Genomic DNA, 18,473 nt, shown 5'->3' on the forward strand with positions numbered 1-18,473 from the left:
ACTCATTTGTCGTCGGCTTCGAATTCTTCGATCGGGCCGGTGGCGGTCCGGCTCACTGTCAGCTTCAGGCCCGGTACCAGCGAGACGGTGTCGCCGGTGACGGTGAACGACACCATGCCTTCAGGGTTGTTGTAGGTCGGCATTTCCACCTTCGCGTTGCCGAGGCTGTTGCCGCCCAACTGCTGCGCGTACGCCTCGATGTCGGCCCGGACCCCTTCCCCGATCGCTGTGGTGTACAGCGGCGGCTGGACGAGCCTCAGTCGCGAAACGCCTTCCTGCGCGGCGTTCAACGCCACCGACCGCCCGTACAGCCACAGCGCGGTCTGGATCGAGATGAAGATCAGCGCCAGGATCGACGGCGCGAGGATCGCCAGCTCCAGCGAGCTGGCTCCCCGCTCCGACCGCCTCCGCAACCAGAACCCTTGCCGCGAAGGCCGCTGCTGCGCAGATCTCCGTCTTGACGGGTTCCCCTGCGCGGTGCGTCGCTGCGGTGGGCGTCGCTGCGACAACGAATCAGCCGTTCTGGATCTCGCCCGTGCGCTTGTCGATCACGCCCCGGACCACCAGGCCGATCGCCAGTGCGGCGGCGACGAGAATGGCCGAGATGATGGCCCACTCCAGCGCGGAGGCGCCGAGCTCGTTGCGGCCGCTGCGCGACTTGGCCCGCTGGTTGTGGGCCCGCGCCAGCGCGTAGCCGGCCATCGCGCGCACGAACTGCGTTTCCACGTTCATCCGGTTTGCCTTCCCAGTCTTCGGTCACTGAGCCCGATTCAGGCTCAGTATGCCCGGTACGACGGACAGAAATACTTGATGGATCCCTCGTTCCCGAGGGCCGCGAACACTAGCTGCTCAGGATCGCCGCGCCCGCAGGGTAACCGAGGAAAAGCATGAACGCAGCACACATGACCAGCTGGGCGACCAGCATGGACTGGGAACGTTCCCCTGCCTTGCCTTCCACGTCAGCGAGCTCCTTGCGCCGCAGCGAGGCCGCTCGGGCGAGCAGCGACGCGCGGATCTTCGCACCCTCGTCACCGGCCAGCGCCAGCGCCGAGGCGAGGTCGCGCAGTTCCTCGACGCCGAGGTCCTCGCCCAGCCGCGCCATCGCGTCCCACGGCGTGATGCCGATCAGCCGCGCGTTGGCCAGCGCCTGCCGGATCCGGGCCATCGCCCAGTGGTCGCCGATCGTCGAGGCCGTCATCAGCGCCTCGGGCAGACCGCGGCCGCCGGCCAGGTTCATCGCGACCAGGTCCAGGAAGCTGCCGACCACGTGCCGGAAGTCGCGCCGCCGGGCCTCCGCCTCCTGCCGCAACGCCAGGTCTGGCAGGAAGAACGCGAAGGCCATCGCGGCCAGCGTCACGATCGCCGGCGTCGCGCCCGGCGCGGGGAAGCCGATGAACGCGAACAGGAACAGCACGAACGGGATGAAGACCAGCGCGCCCAGGGCGAAGAACACCTTGGTCGCGAGCATCGCCGCGAACGGCTGGTTCATCACCGCGAGATCGCGGCGCAACCGCCCGAAGGCCCAACCGCGCGCGTTGGCCTCGGCCTCGAGCCGCTGGCCGAGCGTCTCCCGGGCGCGGTCGACGCCGCCCAGTACCCGCTCGCCCGCGGCGCTCGCGGTGGCCCGGCTGGTGTAGCCCGAGCGACCTGCGTCGATCCGCGCGATCGTCGACAGCACGTTGGCCGAGGGCCTGATGAACATCCGGACCAGCACGTACACACCCAGTCCGACCAGGCCACCTGCGATGAATGCCCAGGTCATCCGCCCACCACCTCCATCCGGTCGTCGCCGGCCCGGGCGGCCCGCTTGTCGGTACTGCGGATCAGGAACCGGTCGGGCACCTCGATCTTCGCGAGCTTGCGCAGCCAGACCAGCCCCACGGCGTACAGGGCGATGACGATGAACAGCACGAACTGCCCGATGAAACTCGTGTACGGCGCGACGTAGGTCGGGTTGAAGAGGATCAGCGCGGCGGCCACCAGCAGGGTGATCGCCACGACGACCTGGACACTGCGCCGGGTCGACCTGCGCTCGGCGGCGACCTTCCGGCGTACGTCGAGCTCTTCGCGGGCGGAGTCGGCGAGGGCGCTGAGCACCTCGCGCAGGCCGGGTCCGCGCAGCCGGGCGTTCAGCACCAGGGCCGCGACGATCAGGTCCGCGGAGGGGTCGTCCAGGTCGTCCGCGAAGCGCATCAGTGCCGAGGGCAACGGTTCGCGGATGCGCAGCCGGTCCACCAGCAGATTCAGTCCGGGCTTGATCGCGGGAGCGGCGTTGACGGCGGTCGCGGGGATCGCCTGCTCCAGGCCGACCGCGCCGGCGATGGTGTCGCGCAGCGCCTCGGTCCAGGTGGCCAGTGCCTCGAGCCGTTCGATCGCGCGGCGCTCCTCACCGGTGCCGCCGAAGAAGCGGTCGGCCAGCGCGGCGAGCAGACCGAGCGCGGCCGCGAGCACGAGCCAGCGGGTCACCACCAGGACCACCAGACCGACACCGAGACCGGTGCCCAGCCGGATCAACTGCTTGCGGCTCTCCACACTGCTGCCGCGCTTGAACAGCGACGGCGTCGCCTCCTTCGGCGCGGTGCCGCGGATGGCGATGACCAGGAGCAGCAGGCCGCCACCGACCACGGCTCCGCACAGCAACGCCATCAGGGTCCGGTCGTTCATCGCCTCACCTCACGCCCAACGTCCGTGCACCAGCGGCTGGTAGCCGAAGTGTTCGAGCTCGTCCATGCAGGCGATCGGCGCGTGCGCGGCGGCGCGGCCGTCGGCTCCCGGGGCGAACACCTCGCCGGACAGCACCCGGCCGTCCCAGCCGGTCACCTCGCGGATGCTCTCGATGTACCGGCTGAGGGTGCCGCCGTGCTGGTAGTCGTTGTGCTTGCGGACGAACACGACGAAATCCAGCGCACCCGCGATCAGCATCTGGGTCGCCTCCATCGGCAACCGCTCCGACGCCTGGATCGCGTAGGTGCTGATCCGGTTGAACACCTCCATCGAGCTGTTCGAGTGGATCGTCGACAGCGAGCCGTCGTTGCCCTGGCTCATCGCGTTCAGCATCGTGACGATCTCGTCGCCGAGCACCTCACCGACGATGACCCGGCTGGGGTTCATCCGCAGCGAGCGGCGGACCAGGTCGGCCATGCTGACCTCGCCGACGCCCTCGGAGTTCGGCAGCCGCTCCTCGAACGCGACCACGTTCGGGTGCAGCTCCTTGAACTCCCCCAGGCCGAGCTCGAGCGAGCGCTCGACCGTGATCAGGCGCTCGTGCGGCTGGATCTCGTTCGCGAGCGCGCGCAGCAGCGTCGTCTTGCCGGAGTTGGTGGCGCCGGCGATCATCACGTTCTTGCGGGCCGCGACCGCCGCCCGCAGGAAGGACGCGATGTCCGCGGACATGGTGCCGTTGGCAACCAGATCCTGCAGGAAGACCCGGCCCAGCCGGGCACGACGGATCGAGACCGCGGGCCGCGCGGTGACGCCCATGACGGCGGACAGACGCGAGCCGTCCGGCAGCCGGAGGTCCAGCTGCGGGTTGGCCGAGTCGAACGGGCGGCTGGTCAGGCCCGCGTGCGCGGCGAGCACCTGGATCAGCTCGACCAGTTCCTCGTCGTTCTCGGCCACCGGGCCGGGGTGCTCTTCGCGGCCGTCGCCGTACTGGACGAAGACCTGGTCGCAGCCGTTGATGTCGATGTTCTCGACCTCGGGGTCGTCGATCAGCGGCTGCAGCCGGCCGACGCCGAACAACGCGGAGTGGATCGCGCCGGCGATCTGCGCGTCGTCCTCGGGAGTGGGCGGCGTGCGCCCTTCGGCCAGCTCGTACCGGGCGTGGTCCTCGAGCACCTGGACGATCAGGGAGCGGGCATACTCCCGCTCGTCCTCCGCGCTCATCGGTGGTACGCCGTTCACCTGGTCGCGGCGGCGCTGCTCGTTCAGCCGCTCGGCGACCTGAACCCGGAGCTTGCGGACCAGCTCCTGATCCGTGATCACTGACCACCCTCCCAGTCCGCCTGCGGGCTGTACGGGGTGTCTCCCAGCGGGAAGGCGGCCTGGGCCATGTCGAAGTCGTGCTGGGTCGGCATCGAGACGAGCGACGCCATCTCCGCGGCGATGTCGGTCGCCGTGCGGATGAGCGGAGTACGGTCCAGGCGGCCCTGGCCGCGGCCGTCGAAGAACGCGGCGCCGGCCGGGTCGTAGGCGAGGTGCCAGCGGTGCTGCACGCGCACGGACATCGCGTCGAGCACGGACCACACCTGCTTCACGCCGTCGCGCCGCTTGGGGTCCGCGACCACGACCACGCCGAGCTGCGCGTCCACGTGGTGGACCAGCGACGACAACCGCTCGCGCAGGTGCGCGACGGACGAGCCGGTCGCGGTACAGACCAGCACGACCAGACGGGCTGCCTGTACTACCGGCACCTGCGGCGACGCGGGACCGATCCGGCCGCAGTCGGCGATCACGTCGGCGCTGAACATCTGGTTGAACGAGATCCCGAGCGGCTCCCAGAGCCCGCCCATGCCGCCGATCTGCTCGGGCGAGCGGACGCCGATCATCACGTCGAGGCCGCCGTCGAGCTGCTGGCTGTGCGCCATGATCACGTCGTCGCCGAGACCCTTGCGGCCCGCGGCGGCCAGGCTGACTAGCCCGCGGTCGGAGTTCAGCGGCTGGCCACCGGGCGCGGTCATCCGGATCGCCACGTCGCTGCCGGCCGGGTCGCACTCGGCCAGCAGCACCGGCCGCGGCCAGAGCGCGCCCAGCACGAGACTGGCAGTCGTCACCCCGGGCGAGCCCTTCGCGCTCGCCAATGCGACCAGTGCCATCAACCGGCTCCGTCGGTGCGGGGCAGGTCCGGCTCCGTTGCCGGGGACAACTTCACGAGGACCAGCGTCTTCGCCGCGGCGGCCGCCGCCACCGCCCTGGACTTGGTCGTCGACACCAGGATCGTCACGTTCAGCGTGGTGTTCGCGCTCGTCTTCGAGTCGGTGATCGCACCCACGCTGCTGGTCACCTCGGCCGCTGCGACCAGCACCGAGGACACACCACCGGCCTGGTTCGCGGCCGGCACCTGGACCACCTGCACGATGTCGCCCGGGGCGATCGGTTCGGACGGGGCCCGCCCGGCCTCCAAGCTGACACCCACGAGGGCGCCGGCCGCCGGGATCAGTGGTTTCGTGTCCTTCGTGACGCTCTCCGGCGTGACGAACTGCCCCCTGTAGAGCCAGGAAGTCGTGTAGTGGTCGACGATCTGGTCGAGGTCGGACCAGAGCACCAGCTGGCCGGTCGCGCCGGCCAGGTCGCCGCGGGCCAGATCGCCCTTGGTGATCTTGTGACCGGGCGGCAGGCTCTGCGCGTCGATCGCGACGAAGTCCTGCCGGTCACCGCTGCGCAACGCGATCAAGGCGGAGCCGGCGGCGCCCAGCAGGATCAGGATGACCGCGAGGGCGGCCAGCGCGGGGCGGCGTTCACGGCCGGCGGGAAGTCGGTTCGAGCCCGGGGCCTTGGCTGAACCGCGGGCGCCGGCGGCCGAGGGGCGCGTGGAGGACGAGAAACTCACGGCCCTACCGTAATGGTCACGGGGTGCCATCCGAGCCGTCAGGCCCACCCGTTATCGCTTCGGTTTCCGCTGGGCGACCAGGACCCGCTCCTCGGGGGTCAGCAGCTCGGTGAAGGCCCCCGATCCGCCGTACAACTGGTCTAGATAGGTGTACAGCCCCTGGAGCGCCCGGCCGAGCTCGCGCTGCCACCCCTCGGACTCCCCCAGCTCCGCCGCGAGACGCCGTCCCTGGGCCAGCGTCACCGCCGCGTTCACCGGCTGAGCCAGCCGGACCAACGTGTCGTACGCCGGATCGCCTTCCGTAGTTGAAAGATCCACCGGTACTCCGTGGTCGTCGAGCACGACCGAGCCCGTCGCGGCGCGACCGCGGATCCCCTGGATCAGCCCGGCCATCGCCACCCGGTCCGGCTCGGGCAGCAAGGCGTCGAACCCGGGTCCGCCGTACAACTGGTCCAGGTAGTCGCAGAGGGCGGTGAACAGCTCGATGCCGTCGTACTCCGCGGCCGTGGTCGCCACCTGGCGCAACTGGGCGGTCAGGCTCCTCGCCTCGGACACGGTCCATTCAGACGGGGACAGCTGCTGGTTCATCGGGCCACCGACTGACTCTGTTTCCGGGTCCGCCGGCCGCGGCCGGGTCACCCTCTTCGAGGACGTTGCTCCCTGGGCGGGGCAAGCCTGACACGGCCGGTCCCGGGGTGCGCGACGAGTCCATCCGATCGGTGCAGTAGGCAACAATCGGCGTCGGCCGGGTTGCGGGTGGATGAAATGTCAATGAGCAACCGAACCCGGATCGAGATCGTTAGTCGGTTGCCCAATGGAACCGAGAACGTTACTTTGCGGTCACAATGCCGTCAGACTGATCGTATGAGGATCGAGGGCAGCCGGTTGCCGAACAAGACGACTCAGCCCCCAACGCACGGGGGGCGTACGCCTCTGGGTCTCCCGAGCCGGGCGATGGCGGCACATCCAGGGCGCGGCGAGTGAGTACACCGGTAGAGCCCACCGTGGATCCGGCGGTTGCTGCTCGGGCGCTTGCGCAGGCGCGGGCGCGCGCTGCTCTGGACGCCGCGCTCGGCGTCGTCGCGCCGGACGCCCTGGCCCTGGCGGACGGCCGGGTCCGGCTGACCAACTCCCGTGGCGACGTGCTCTCCCGCGAGGCGATGGAGCGGCTGGACACGCGGCTGTCCGAGCCCTCGTCGCAGCAACTCACCGACGAGCGTTTGCTGGCCGAAGCGGTCGCGCGGCTCGGCGCCGAGATCGACCAGGCCCGCGGCGGCAACTCCCCCGTCGACGGCGCCACCGTTGCGCTGGACCGGCTGCTCGACGTACCGGAGTTGCCGGCGCAGACGCGAGCCGAGGCGCAGACGATGCTGCGCGGAGTGCTCGAGGGCAACGAGCTCACCACCGCCTCCGCGGCTCGGCGCCTGGCGACTGAGCGCGCCGCCGAGCGGGCTCAGCAGCGACCGCCGCTGGTCGCCACCACCCGGCTGGCCGCGGCGGAGATCGAGCGCGAGGCGCAGGTCATCACCCACCTCAACCGCACCGCCGCCACCCCGGTACTGCGCCGCCACCGCAAGGTTGTCGGCGGCAAGCACCGGGCCAAGGGCCAGCACACAGTCGGTACTCCGGCCGCGGCCGGCCTGGTCGCCGGCGGCCGAGCCACGACCGAGCAGAACCTCAGCGAGCCCGAGGCATTGGCCGGGCTCCTTCGCGTCCAGCCGAGTGACATCTCCGGCGGACTGGTCGCACCCATGCAGGTCGTCGGCCGTCCGCAGGTCGGAGTGGTCACCACCGCGAACCACGGAGCGCAGCACTTCCGGGTGCGGGTGGCCGAGCCGCCGAAGGGTCTGCTGGCGCAGACGACGCTCCGCACCGGCAGCATGTTCGACCCGCACGTCGTCCAGCTCTCCCCGCGGCTGGCAGACGCCCAGTTGGCCCGGGTGTGGACCAACCAGGTCAGCCGCACCCTGCTGAAGGTCGAGGCACGCGACGCGGCTCCGAAGAACCTCGTCGGGCGGTTCAGGTCGGCCTTCGACAACTTCCGCGGCCGCGGCGACGCCACCACGGCGCAGTACGACGAGTGGCGGATGCTGAGCCGGAACTGGCGGGAGGAGCAGCTCAAGCCCACTCCGGACGCGCAGCGGACGGCCGAGATCGAGCAGCACCTGCACGGCTTGTCGGCAGCGCTGCAGAAGAAGCGACAGCCCGTTCCGGCGCTTCCGTGGACGCCGGAGGCTCGCCACGTCACAGCACCGGCGCCGACCGCGTCGCCGGTCGCCGCGAACACCCCGGCGCATCTGCGCGGGCAGGTCGTCGCGCAACTCGAAGGGCTCCAGAAGGCGGCGGCCGACCTCGAAGAGCGGGCCGGTGCGCGACGGACGAGTGCGACAGCCGCCTCGGAGCTGGCGACGAAGACCATCGAGAAGGCCGAGACCGAAGAGGGACGCAAGGACGCCGCGGCACCGGAGCGCGGGCGCAAGCTGCGGGTCGCCGCGGACCTGGCCACCGTCAAGGCCGGGCGCCACACGATCATCGCCGAGAGCTGCGAGTCGGCGGCGAAGCAGGCCAACGAAGCCCAAGGGGCGTACCAGGCTCTGCTGACTCGGCTCGATGAGCTGGAGGCCAGTGGCGAGCAGCCAGGCCCGGACGTGGCCGTACTCGCTCAGACCGCCGGCGAGCGCGTCAAGGAATACAGCGAAGGCGTCAAGGCGACTCTGCCGTCGCCCGACGTGCTGCAGACGGCATTGACGTCGGGCCGGCTCCCTCACCTCACCGCGTTGACCGAGGAGCTCAACAAGCCGCTGATCGCTCAGGGCAACCCGAACCTCTTCACCCCCGAGGTGCTGCACCGCCGGCTACGGGCGGAGACCCGCGGGTTGCTGTCCCCGGACGGCATCGTGCTGACGGTCGGCAACGACGCCCGCGCGGACGCTTCCGAGCTCACCCAGTTCAAGCTCCGCCTGAAGCCTGGCGAACTGCGAGAGTTGCTGGACTCCCCTGTCGACTTCGACGAGGGTCAGCTCGGTCAGATCGACCAAGGCGGCTACAACCTCTCGACCACGGCCACAGAGACCGTCGGCTACAGCGGCGGCGCGAGCCTCAGGACGGCGACCGCCGTGCTCCCCGACTCGAGCGCGCTGAAGGCCGTCTCGCAGGTCGTCTCGCCCGGGCTGGAGTTCGCCGTCGGGCAGAGCCACTCGGTGTCCGGCACCGCCACGGAGTACGGGCTGGGCGGCGGGGTGGAGGTGCTCAACGGGGAGATCCTGCGGTACCGGTCGGACACCCCGAGCTGGACCGTGCAGATGCGGACGTCGGCCATCGAGCAGTGGTCCGACCCTCGCGTCGTCGACTCTGGTGAGCTGCACGACAACGACCGGCTCGAGATCGGCATCGGCCACTCGTACACCGTGCCGCCGCCGAAGGACACCGTGCGCCTCGACACGTCCGGCGTCACCGACAAGCGGGAGGAGCGGCTCCCCGAGTACGTCGTGTCCCGGGTCGACGGCCTCAACGACCTGTCCGACAAGGCGGTCGCCGGCCTGCGCGCCAGACTCGGCGGCCTGGACCGGGTCGGGCACGACCAACTCCGCGGGCTGGTGATGGAGGACGGGCCGAGCCGGCTCGACGAAGCGACCCGGCCGGGTGGCATCGGCCGGCTGATCACCCACCAGGGCCGGCCGGTCGCCTACGCCCAGCTCGAGACCACGGTGGTGATGGAGTCCGCCGAACTGCTCAGCGACAGCTCGGCAGAGCACAAGATCGAGCGGCTCCGGGTCGGCTTCTCGGGCGCCTCCGGCAGCCAGTCGTTCGGCAGCTCCGGATCGTTCTCGGGCAACGTCGGCTACCCCGGTACGGCGACGCAGGACCTCGGCTCGAGCCAGTGGGACTTCGGGCCCAACGTCAAGGCCGGGCGCAGCGTGTCCCGCAAGGACAGCCTCAGCACCAGCGACGTGGCGATCCACCCGAGCGTGCAGCGGACCGAGCAGACCGTCGGGATGAAGGTCCGGCTGGTCCACAAGCTCACCATCCACAAGATCGACAAGGACGAGTCCTTCCCGGTCGAGGGCGAGGGCGACGCCGTCCTGCGCCTGCCGGAGAACGACGCCTTCCGGTACGGCCTGCCGGTGCCCGAGAAGGCGCTGGTCCGTGGTCCGGACGGACAGCCGCAGACCGGGATGGACGGCCGGGTCCTGCTCCGGGGCGATGCGCAGCCCACCACGGAGAAGATCGGCCTGCCGACCTGGATGGGCTCCGGCCCGGGCCAGCTCCGTGGCGCGGGACCGGCGCTGGTACAGGACTTCAAGGGTGCCGACCCGGCTTTCAAGGCGTTCGTCCGGCACCTCAGCGACGAAGGCATGGTGCCGCCGCTGGACGCGAAGTTCCGGCCGCGGATGAGTGAGCTCGTCGGCAAGGACCCGGCGCTCGTCGCGAGTCAGCTGAAGAACCTCGAACGGGTCGGCCAGCACCTGTCCCGGCACCGGCTCGAGACCGGGTACGACCAGGCTGCCCAAGGCGGCATCGTGTTCGCGCTGACGAAGCACCACACCGGCCGCCCGCCGCAGGAGCGCAGCTTCCGGATCGACATCACCCAGCACACCAAGCGGCACCGGCTGCTCGGGATCAACAAGTCCCAGACCGCGACGAACCTGCACATCGGCTCCAACACGACCGTCCGGTCGCGCGGCCGGTCCAAGGGCCTCCCCTGGTCGGCCCGGTTCGGGTTCAGCAACAAGCCCGGTCAGGGCCACGCGGGCAGCACGCCCGACGTCGGGCCGAGCTACGGCCGGTCGGCGCTCGGCCGGTACTTCGGCTGGGCGACCGGCAGCACCGTCAACGGCGTGACCCTGACCGAGAGCACCGCGCCGCTCGCGGACTTCGAGGTCCCGCACACGATCACCGTCCGCGAGATCCACGCCGACCGCGACTCCGACCCGATCGTCGAGGTCGAGGGCACCTCCCGGCTGGCGATCGACAGCGAGTTCTGCGACCGGGGCGAGGAGCAGGGCATGGCGATCGCCGGCCGGGTGAACCCCGGGCTGCTGCAGACCGCGACCTGGCAGCACCTCGACACCGGCAACGCGCTGAACCGCCTCACCGCGGCCCTGCCGGCCGCGGCCCGCGCCGACTCCGCCGCGCTGCACCACCTCGCCGCGTTCATGTCGGTGCGGAACCTGAGCGCGCACCGCGAGATGCTCACCTCGGAGTACGCGACCAGGTTCGCCGTCAGCGGCTCGCCATCGAACCTGACGGAGCGTTGGCCCAGCGCGGCCTCGCGCCGCGGCAGGCGAGCGTGAGCCTGCGGGCCCGGGTCGAGAACCTCAGGTACGTCGGCAGCGGGCACCCGGTGATCGGCGACATCAACCTGACGCTCGGCAGCTCCAGCTTCACCGCCTCGAGCTCAACCGGCAACAGCGCCGGCATCGGCGGCGGCAGCGGGATGGCCGAGGCAGACGGTGACGGCTGGAACGGCTCGGCCGGCCTCAGCCGGTCGGGGAGCCGCTCGTCCTCGAGCACCCAGACGGCGATCAACGGCGTCGAGCGGCTGAACATCAAGGACGGCCAGCACTACCAGTTCGTCGGCGACCTGGTCCTGGACGCGGAGATCAAGGCCGCCGGGCTGGCCGAGCCGGAGAAGGTCGAGCTGGACAACGGCGCGATCCTGATGACGATGCCGGAGCGCGACGCCCTGAAGCTGTACGGCCAGAAGAAGCTCGACCTGCCGCTGTCGAAGGTGACCGACGCCACCGAGCGGCTGCTCGACGGCAACCTCAGCCTGGACCGCAGTACGGCGGTGATGATGCTGCGGCGCTACCAGGCCGAGAAGGTCGGGGCGACCAGCGAGCTCGCGCTGTCGCACACCGACGAGCGGCTGATGGCCAAGCTGCGGGAGACCGCGGCGCTGGACAAGCCCGCCTCCACGCCGGCCAAGTTCGACCAGGTCGCGGCCGACGCCGAGACAGTAGCGGCCCGCCGGACCGAGGTCACCACGCACCAGCACTACGACACGACCATGGGCGCCGCCGTGGTCGACGAGCACGAGTTCGAGGACAGCGAGGGCAACGAGACCGACCCGCACCGCGAGGTGCTGGCCGCGATCGGCGAGCGCGTTCCCGATGCCCTCCAGGACCCGGCCGTCACCGCCGCCCTGCGCAGTGAGCTGGCCGACCTGCGCTACCGCGGCCACATGGACGAACTGCTCGATCCGGCCGGATTCACGATGGACTACCCGTTCGCCGCGCAACCGCTGAACGCCTCCGGTACGCCGGCCGTGGCCACCGCGCGGAACCTTCGGGTCCGGGCGCGGCTCGTCTACGAGGGCCCGCCGACGATCGACGCCGATCCGGACGCGCCGGCGATGGCGAAGGCGGCCCCTGAGCAGCTGCCGGACGGACAGGAGCCGGACGAGAAGAAGCCGACCGAGAACGCCTTCAACATCATCCAGGGCTACGACTACATCGAAGAAGGCCGCAGCAACACGACGACCGTCGGGTACAGCGGCAATCTCGGCGGCGACCTGACCGACGCCGGAACGGGCTCGCTGGGCCTGAACACCGAGCTCACCACCTCGACGACCGGCACCAGCGTCAGCCAGAACACCGCGATGAGCCGCGCGCTGTGGGAGGACACCACGCGGGTCAAGCGGAAGGCGCGGCTGATCATCGATGTGGACGAGCTACCCGCCGAGGGCGACGCGACCAAGGGCATCGTGCAGCGGGCCGCGGACCGGCTGCGGAACCAGGAGAAGGACAAGCAACCGCCGCACCGCCGGGAGGCGACCGGCACGCTGACCCTGCTCGTCCCGACGGCGGACATCAACCCGCCGCCGGCCCCGGACATCGCCCGGGACCACCGCCCGGTGACCCTGCCGAACACCTATCTCCTGCGCGGCATCGAGCTGCTCCAGGACGGCGAGCGGATCGACGTCCAGAAGGCCCTGGAGGACAAGGACCTGAAGGATCAGGACGTGTTGGTCAAGAGCGCCTGCGCCGGGCTGGCCGACCGGAAGTTCCTCACCGCGGCCGGGGTCGAGCTGCACAAGCCGTCGATCCGCAAGCAACTGTCGGCGGCGTCGCGCCGAGCCGCCTTCGAGCGTTCCGACGGCGCGGGCAGTCCCTGGACGCCACCCCTTCCGGTGCCGGGCCACGGGTCGCGGGCGGTGTCGATGCGGATCCGCGCCGAGGTGTCCGGGCTGAGACTGCTGCACGACCCGGACAAGCGCTTCCAGCAGGGCAAGATCGCCCGTGAGCAGGACCAGACCCAGACCGCGACGGAGAGCACCGAGGTACTGCCGACGAGCCGGACCATCGGCGGCAAGGAGGCGAACTCCGACATCAAGGTCGGCATGTCCACCGGCGACCAGGTGACGGCGAAGGACTCCGACACCGCCGGCAACCGCGACGAGACCAGCGTGGCCGAGTCCGGCAACGAGGTGATCGTCGAGGTGCTGGTCGACTTCCACGTCGACGTCCGGCGGATGAAGTTCGACCGGCACAACCAGCCGAAGGTCGACCAGGAGAAGTCGATCCCCAAGGCGGCCACCGGCATCGCCACCCTGAGCATGTTCCGGCACGAGTTCCAGGAGATCCAGGCGCGACAGGAGGCGGGACTACCACCCTTCGAGGGCTGGGACCCGGCCAGACTCGCGGCGGCCACCAAGAAGTCGCAGGAGGTTCGCGTCACGGGCCACGAGCTGACCACCGACGACCAGGGCCGCGAGGTCCGCCAGCCGTACCGGCCGATGGTCGAGGCACTCGCCCAGGCCCGCAAGGAAGGCGTCGTGGTCGCGCTGACCATGCACCGCGAGAACGGCGACGAGGAGACGTACCGCGCGATGCCGAACGGCACCATGACCGGCAGGACTAACGGCGCCGAGGACGGCTTCGCCCGGGCCTTCGCAACCCTGCACCCGCAGCTGGCTCTGCTGTCCGAGGGCAAGGTCAACCTGCGCGACCTGTACGCCCAGGGCAACCACAACGGCCGCTTCTCCGGCACTGTGGTGAGAGCCCTGGAGGACAAGGGCATCCCGGCCTCGACCCTGACCGACCTGGACCACTCCCGGCCGGGCCGCCAGACCACCGGGACCCAGGCCGGCGATGGCGCCAGGCAACCGATGGCGCGCGCCGCCACGGCGAAGACCGGCAGCGGATTGGCGGTTCAGTGAGCGAGTACGACCCGAAGTACGCCATCGCGCGGACCGATGACGAGGCGGTGCTCTACCTCGAGCTCCATCCCTGCCCGGACTGCGGCTCGGCCGACACTCCGTGGGAGCAGGGCCTGACGGACGAGGATGGCGAGCTGGTGATCAGCTACTCCGGCGTCTGCCCGGGCTGCGAGGCGGAGCGCGAGTATCTGTTCGGCATGCCGGAACGTGAGACCGTCGCGCCGTTCCCGAACTTCGGCGGACCGGAACCGTCCGAGCTGCTCGACGCCGGACAGTGGATGCAGGTCGCCGACGGCGCGGCAGGTTCGGTGCCGGACGACGAGGCCGAGGCGACCTATGTGCTGAGCATCGCCCGGGCGGCCGTCGAGGAAGTGGTCAAGTTCATCCCGCCCGGCACGCTCACGGTGCCCGACGACGCGTTCTGGACCGACGAGGGCCGTGACGTCCGGGACGCCGAACCCGGTAGGTTCCGGTTGGAGCGACTGCTCGTCGTCAGAGACAGCTACCGGGACACAGGAGCGAATTGATGCTGACCGCAAGGACCCTGGCCGAGGCAGAGATCTACCTGAGCGTGCTCGCCGCCGCGGACGATGCACCTGACGCCACCGAGCCGCCGGCGGTCACGGTGGCCGAGGGCGAGGACGCCTGGACGGTCGGCTCGGGAGCCGGCGAGCTCGAGGTCCTGAAGCGGACCGAGGACGAGGCCCGGCAGGTCGGCGTACGGTTCGGCCTGGGCAACTCGCTGCTGGTGGACGCCGGCGCCTGGGTACAGCTCGCCTCGGTCTGGGCGCGGCGGGCGCTCGACGCGGACATCGAGTACACCGGGCAGCCCGGGCAGAACCGCCAGAAGGTGGAGCTCAACTGGGAGTTCGCCCGGGACGCGATGGACGAGGCGCTGAAGTTCCTGCCCGAGGGCGCCGACGTGGTGCCGGACGAGGGTTTCTGGACCGAGCTCGGGATCCGGACCCAGCAGCAGGACCCGCAGCTGTTCACCCGGGCCAAGCTGACCGAGGACCGCGAGTTCTACGGCGAACAACTGGACGCCTTCCGCGCGCTCTACGGCGAGAACTGAGGCGCCCGGCCTGCTGACCCGCCTGGCCTACTGCTCCGGCGGGTCGGTCAGCTGGATCCGCACCGCGCGGGCGTCCACGCCGGCCTGCTCGAGCACCTTCTGCTTGGGATCGGCCACCCCGAGGAAGGGTGGCCGGACCAGCGGCGCGAGCTCCTTCAGCCGCGGGTCCTCGAGCACGGTGTCGATCGCCTTGCGGTCTCCCCCGCACACCAGAACGTCGAGCCGGGCCGGCGCGAGGATCCGTACGGCGACCTCGGTGGCCGCGGCGAACGCCTCGCGGGCCTGGTTGTCCCGGCGGCGCGCAAACCGCTGCTGCGACCAGCCGCCGGCCTTGGTAGTCCCCTGGACGTGGCGCGAGCCGACCTTGGAGGCCACCAGCGCGGAGCCTTCGAAGACACCCGCGCCGTACCCGCCCCGGCGTACCAGGAGAAGCCCCAGGCGACGGTCGGCCAGCACGTGCGCGACCAGGCCTGCGGGGGTGAGGTCTTCGAGTGGCCCGAACGGTACGTCAATGTCGGCGCGCGAGCCATCCTCCGCGGCGGCGGTCAGCCGCGACGGCGTCACGTCGTACGAGGTGACGCCGTGGCGCTCGGTGAAGCCTGCCAGCCAGCGTTCGAGCCGGGCGGGGGCGACGGAGACGATTCGGGTCACCTGCCGACGCTAACCCACCACGGCACCACAGTGGGCATGCGAGAGGCGGGCATGCGAAAGCCCGGGCCACCTGACCCGGGCTATCACAACACCAGTTGCCGCAGGCGCTGGAACCTAAACGTTGAACCCCAGCGCGCGGAGCTGGTCACGACCGTCGTCGGTGATCTTCTCCGGACCCCACGGCGGCATCCAGACCCAGTTGATCCGGAAGTCGTTCACCAGGCCGTCCAGCGCCATCCGGGTCTGGTCCTCGATCACGTCGGTCAGCGGGCAGGCCGCGGACGTCAGCGTCATGTCGATGATCGCGGTGGTGGTGTCGTCCACGGTCACGCCGTAGATCAGGCCCAGGTCCACCACGTTGATGCCGAGCTCGGGGTCGACGACATCCTTCAGCGCCTCGGTGACGTCCTCGACGGCAACCGTCGAACCAGCCGGCTTGGCGGCCGCTTCGAGGTCGACCTCGGGCAGCTCGATCTTCTCTTCGGTCTGGTCAGACATTGCTCACTCCTTCTTTCTTCGCCGATGTCTCAGCCTTGGCCAGCGCCTGGGCGCTGGCATCGCGCCAGGCCGACCAGCCCAGCAGGGCGCACTTCACCCGGGCCGGGAACTGCGCGACACCCGCGAAGGCGACGCCGTCTTCCAGAACCTCTTCGTCCGGTTCGACATTCCCCCGGCCCTGCATCAGTTCCAGGAACTTCTCGTACGTCGCCATGCCCTCGGCGACCGGCTTGCCGATCACCAGGTCGCTCATCACCGAGGTGGCCGCCTGGCTGATCGAGCAACCGACGCTCTGGTGCGTCACGCCGGCCACGGTGTCGCCGTCGAGCTCCACGCGCAGGGTGACCTCGTCCCCGCAGGACGGGTTCACGTGGTGCACCTCCACGTCGTACGGGTCCGCCAGCCCCGCGTGGTGCGGGGTGCGGTAGTGATCCAGGATGATCTCCTGGTACAGCGAGTCCAGCTGCATAAGACGTCAAGCCACCTTGAAGAATGAACGGACGAAGCCCAGGCCGTCGACGAGCGCGTCGATCTCCTCGGGCGTCGTGTACAGGTAGAACGACGCCCGTGTCGAGGACTGTACGCCGAACCGCTCGTGCACCGGCCGCGCACAATGATGCCCGGCCCGTACCGCGATCCCGCGCGTGTCCAGCACGGTCGCCACGTCGTGCGGGTGCACCCCGTCCAGCTCGAAGCTGATGGCGCCGCCCCGCTCGACGGCCTCGGTCGGACCGAGGATGGTCAGCCCCGGCACGGTCTTCAGACCCTCCAGCGCGTACGCCGTGATGGCCTGCTCGTGCGCCGCGATCTTGTCCATCCCGATGCCGGCCAGGTAGTCCAGCGCCGCGCCGAGTCCGACCGCCTGGGCGATCGGCGGCGTCCCGGCCTCGAAGCGGGCCGGCGGCGGCGCGTAGGTCGAGCCGGTCATCCGGACGACCTCGATCATCTCGCCACCACCGAGGAACGGCGGCAGTTGCGCGAGCAGGTCGTACCGGCCCCAGAGCACGCCGATCCCGGTCGGGCCGACAGCCTTGTGCCCGGTGAACGCCAGCAGGTCCGCACCCAGCGTCGACACGTCGACCGGGAACTGCGGCACCGCCTGCGAGGCGTCGACCACGACGACCGCGCCGACGGCGTGTGCCTTGGCCGCGATGTCGGTGATCGGGTTGATCGTGCCGAGCGCGTTCGAGACCCAGGTCAGTGAGACGACCTTGGTGTGCTCGTTGATGAGCTCCTCGATGTTGCTCAGGTCGAGCCGGCCCTCGTCGGTGACACCGAACCAGCGCAGCGTGGCGCCGGTGCGCTCACAGGCGAGCTGCCACGGGACGATGTTGCTGTGGTGCTCCATCTCCGTGATGAGCACCTCGTCCCCCGGCTTCAGTGCGGCGCCGAGCGTGTGCGCGGCCAGGTTGAGCGCCTCGGAGGCGTTCTTGGTGAAGACGATCTCTTCCCGGTTCGGCGCGCCGATGAAGGCCGCGACCTTGTCCCGGCCGCCCTCGTACGCCGCGGTCGCCTCCGCGCCGAGCTGGTGCATCGCGCGCGCCACGTTGGCGTTGTGGATGAGGTAGTGCTCCTCGATCGCCTGCACCACCTGGCGCGGCTTCTGCGACGAGTTGGCCGAGTCCAGGTAGACCAGCGGGTAACCGCCTGAGAGTTCACGCGACAGGATGGGGAAATCCGCCCGGACCGTGTGCCAGTCCAACGGACTCTCGAAAGATGGCTGCAGGGGACTGCTGAAGGTCCGGGCGCCGGTCATGCCTTCGCGCCTGTCTTCAGGAAGCGCTCGTAGCCGTTGTCCTCCAGCTCGTCGGCGAGCTCGTGGCCGCCCTCCTCGGCGACCCGGCCGTCGACGAACACGTGCACGAAGTCCGGCTTGATGTAGCGCAGGATCCGGGTGTAGTGGGTGATCAGCAGAACGCCCTTGTCGCCCTTCTCCGCGAACCGGTTGACGCCGGTGGAGACGATCTTCAGCGCGTCGATGTCGAGGCCGGAGTCGGTCTCGTCGAGGATCGCGATCTTCGGGTCGAGCAACTCCAGCTGGACGATCTCGTGCCGCTTCTTCTCACCACCGGAGAAGCCCTCGTTCACGTTCCGGGTGCCGAAGTCGGGGTCCATGTCCAGGTCGGACAGCGCCTTGTTGACGTCCTTCACCCAGGTGCGCAGCTTCGGCGCCTCGCCGTCGATCGCGGTCTTGGCGGTGCGGAGGAAGTTCGACACGGACACGCCGGGCACCTCGACCGGGTACTGCATGGCCAGGAACAGGCCGGCCCGGGCGCGCTCGTCGACCTTCATGGCGAGCACGTCCTCGCCGTCCAGCGTCACCGAACCGCTGGTGACGTTGTACTTCGGGTGGCCGGCGATCGAGTACGCCAGCGTGGACTTGCCGGAACCGTTCGGGCCCATGATCGCGTGCGTCTGACCACCGGCGATGGTCAGGTCGACGCCGCGCAGGATCTCCTTGGGGCCGTTCTCGGTGTCGACCGACACGTGCAGGTCGCGGATCTCGAGTGTCGCCATGAGGTTCTTCTATCTCCGTCTGGTTG

General features: G+C 70.2%; 17 protein-coding genes. 4 read left to right on the forward strand and 13 right to left on the reverse strand.

The features are described 5' to 3' along the window. Window positions 1-2: 2 nt before the first annotated feature. The 8 genes from EV644_RS25365 to EV644_RS25400 form a co-directional block, all read right to left on the reverse strand. Window positions 3-413 (reverse strand): TadE/TadG family type IV pilus assembly protein, encoded by a 411-nt coding sequence (locus tag EV644_RS25365; protein ID WP_132191223.1) that lies wholly within the window; start codon window positions 411-413, stop codon window positions 3-5. Between the two features lie 100 nt (window positions 414-513). Beyond that, on the reverse strand, window positions 514-732 hold the full coding sequence (locus EV644_RS25370) for a hypothetical protein (protein WP_132191224.1): 219 nt from the start codon (window positions 730-732) through the stop codon (window positions 514-516). Window positions 733-841: 109 nt separating this feature from the next. Beyond that, on the reverse strand, window positions 842-1,762 hold the full coding sequence (locus tag EV644_RS25375) for a type II secretion system F family protein (protein ID WP_132191225.1): 921 nt from the start codon (window positions 1,760-1,762) through the stop codon (window positions 842-844). Then, window positions 1,759-2,664, reverse strand: a complete 906-nt coding sequence (locus tag EV644_RS25380; RefSeq protein WP_132191226.1) for a type II secretion system F family protein — start codon at window positions 2,662-2,664, stop codon at window positions 1,759-1,761. Before EV644_RS25380 ends, EV644_RS25375 begins: the two co-directional genes overlap by 4 nt. A gap of 9 nt (window positions 2,665-2,673) precedes the next feature. Continuing rightward, complete coding sequence (locus tag EV644_RS25385) at window positions 2,674-3,984, reverse strand: TadA family conjugal transfer-associated ATPase (RefSeq protein ID WP_132191227.1); 1,311 nt, start codon at window positions 3,982-3,984, stop codon at window positions 2,674-2,676. Further along, the gene (locus EV644_RS25390; RefSeq protein ID WP_132191228.1) at window positions 3,981-4,814 is read right to left on the reverse strand and encodes a CpaE/TadZ family protein; all 834 of its coding nucleotides are present in this window, start codon (window positions 4,812-4,814) and stop codon (window positions 3,981-3,983) included. Before EV644_RS25390 ends, EV644_RS25385 begins: the two co-directional genes overlap by 4 nt. Continuing rightward, entirely contained in the window at window positions 4,814-5,548 is a 735-nt protein-coding gene (locus EV644_RS25395; protein ID WP_132191229.1) for a hypothetical protein, read from the reverse strand. Before EV644_RS25395 ends, EV644_RS25390 begins: the two co-directional genes overlap by 1 nt. Window positions 5,549-5,599: 51 nt before the next feature. Further along, on the reverse strand, window positions 5,600-6,136 hold the full coding sequence (locus EV644_RS25400; protein WP_132191230.1) for a hypothetical protein: 537 nt from the start codon (window positions 6,134-6,136) through the stop codon (window positions 5,600-5,602). Between the two features lie 392 nt (window positions 6,137-6,528). On the opposite strand from EV644_RS25400, the gene EV644_RS25405 reads away from it, so the two are divergent. Genes EV644_RS25405 through EV644_RS25420 form a run of 4 tightly spaced genes read left to right on the forward strand, consistent with a single transcriptional unit; the run spans window position 6,529 to window position 14,781 of the window. Then, window positions 6,529-10,842: a hypothetical protein gene (locus tag EV644_RS25405; RefSeq protein WP_132333396.1), complete on the forward strand. Its 4,314-nt coding sequence runs from the start codon at window positions 6,529-6,531 to the stop codon at window positions 10,840-10,842. Beyond that, window positions 10,803-13,709 (forward strand): hypothetical protein, encoded by a 2,907-nt coding sequence (locus tag EV644_RS25410; RefSeq protein WP_132333398.1) that lies wholly within the window; start codon window positions 10,803-10,805, stop codon window positions 13,707-13,709. The genes EV644_RS25405 and EV644_RS25410 overlap by 40 nt, the downstream gene beginning before the upstream one ends. Then, window positions 13,706-14,236 carry a hypothetical protein gene (locus EV644_RS25415; RefSeq protein ID WP_132191232.1) on the forward strand — a complete coding sequence of 177 codons (531 nt, stop codon included), beginning with the start codon at window positions 13,706-13,708 and terminating at the stop codon, window positions 14,234-14,236. Before EV644_RS25410 ends, EV644_RS25415 begins: the two co-directional genes overlap by 4 nt. After that, window positions 14,236-14,781 carry a hypothetical protein gene (locus EV644_RS25420; protein WP_132191233.1) on the forward strand — a complete coding sequence of 182 codons (546 nt, stop codon included), beginning with the start codon at window positions 14,236-14,238 and terminating at the stop codon, window positions 14,779-14,781. The genes EV644_RS25415 and EV644_RS25420 overlap by 1 nt, the downstream gene beginning before the upstream one ends. A gap of 27 nt (window positions 14,782-14,808) precedes the next feature. Here EV644_RS25420 and EV644_RS25425 read toward each other — a convergent pair whose 3' ends face one another. The 5 genes from EV644_RS25425 to sufC form a co-directional block, all read right to left on the reverse strand. Next, a complete protein-coding gene (locus EV644_RS25425) occupies window positions 14,809-15,432 on the reverse strand; it encodes an acVLRF1 family peptidyl-tRNA hydrolase (protein WP_241998748.1) in 624 nt (207 codons plus the stop codon). A 114-nt stretch (window positions 15,433-15,546) separates the two neighbouring features. Further along, on the reverse strand, window positions 15,547-15,930 hold the full coding sequence (locus tag EV644_RS25430) for a metal-sulfur cluster assembly factor (protein WP_132191234.1): 384 nt from the start codon (window positions 15,928-15,930) through the stop codon (window positions 15,547-15,549). Then, entirely contained in the window at window positions 15,923-16,399 is a 477-nt protein-coding gene (gene sufU, locus EV644_RS25435; RefSeq protein WP_132191235.1) for a Fe-S cluster assembly sulfur transfer protein SufU, read from the reverse strand. The genes EV644_RS25430 and sufU overlap by 8 nt, the downstream gene beginning before the upstream one ends. A gap of 6 nt (window positions 16,400-16,405) precedes the next feature. Then, a complete protein-coding gene (locus EV644_RS25440; protein WP_132191236.1) occupies window positions 16,406-17,686 on the reverse strand; it encodes a cysteine desulfurase in 1,281 nt (426 codons plus the stop codon). Continuing rightward, entirely contained in the window at window positions 17,683-18,447 is a 765-nt protein-coding gene (gene sufC, locus EV644_RS25445; protein WP_132191237.1) for a Fe-S cluster assembly ATPase SufC, read from the reverse strand. Before sufC ends, EV644_RS25440 begins: the two co-directional genes overlap by 4 nt. Window positions 18,448-18,473 lie beyond the last annotated feature (26 nt).

Source organism: Kribbella orskensis (assembly GCF_004342085.1).
Taxonomy (GTDB): domain Bacteria; phylum Actinomycetota; class Actinomycetes; order Propionibacteriales; family Kribbellaceae; genus Kribbella; species Kribbella orskensis.

Excerpts from the sequence above, each read along its gene's own strand:
- EV644_RS25380 (WP_132191226.1), bottom strand. The coding sequence starts at position 2,664 with ATGAACGACCGGACCCTGATGGCGTTGCTGTGCGGAGCCGTGGTCGGT.
- EV644_RS25440 (WP_132191236.1), bottom strand. The coding sequence starts at position 17,686 with ATGACCGGCGCCCGGACCTTCAGCAGTCCCCTGCAGCCATCTTTCGAG.
- EV644_RS25390 (WP_132191228.1), bottom strand. The coding sequence starts at position 4,814 with ATGGCACTGGTCGCATTGGCGAGCGCGAAGGGCTCGCCCGGGGTGACG.
- sufU (WP_132191235.1), bottom strand. The coding sequence starts at position 16,399 with ATGCAGCTGGACTCGCTGTACCAGGAGATCATCCTGGATCACTACCGC.
- EV644_RS25400 (WP_132191230.1), bottom strand. The coding sequence starts at position 6,136 with ATGAACCAGCAGCTGTCCCCGTCTGAATGGACCGTGTCCGAGGCGAGG.
- EV644_RS25430 (WP_132191234.1), bottom strand. The coding sequence starts at position 15,930 with ATGTCTGACCAGACCGAAGAGAAGATCGAGCTGCCCGAGGTCGACCTC.
- EV644_RS25370 (WP_132191224.1), bottom strand. The coding sequence starts at position 732 with ATGAACGTGGAAACGCAGTTCGTGCGCGCGATGGCCGGCTACGCGCTG.
- EV644_RS25375 (WP_132191225.1), bottom strand. The coding sequence starts at position 1,762 with ATGACCTGGGCATTCATCGCAGGTGGCCTGGTCGGACTGGGTGTGTAC.
- sufC (WP_132191237.1), bottom strand. The coding sequence starts at position 18,447 with ATGGCGACACTCGAGATCCGCGACCTGCACGTGTCGGTCGACACCGAG.
- EV644_RS25420 (WP_132191233.1), top strand. The coding sequence starts at position 14,236 with ATGCTGACCGCAAGGACCCTGGCCGAGGCAGAGATCTACCTGAGCGTG.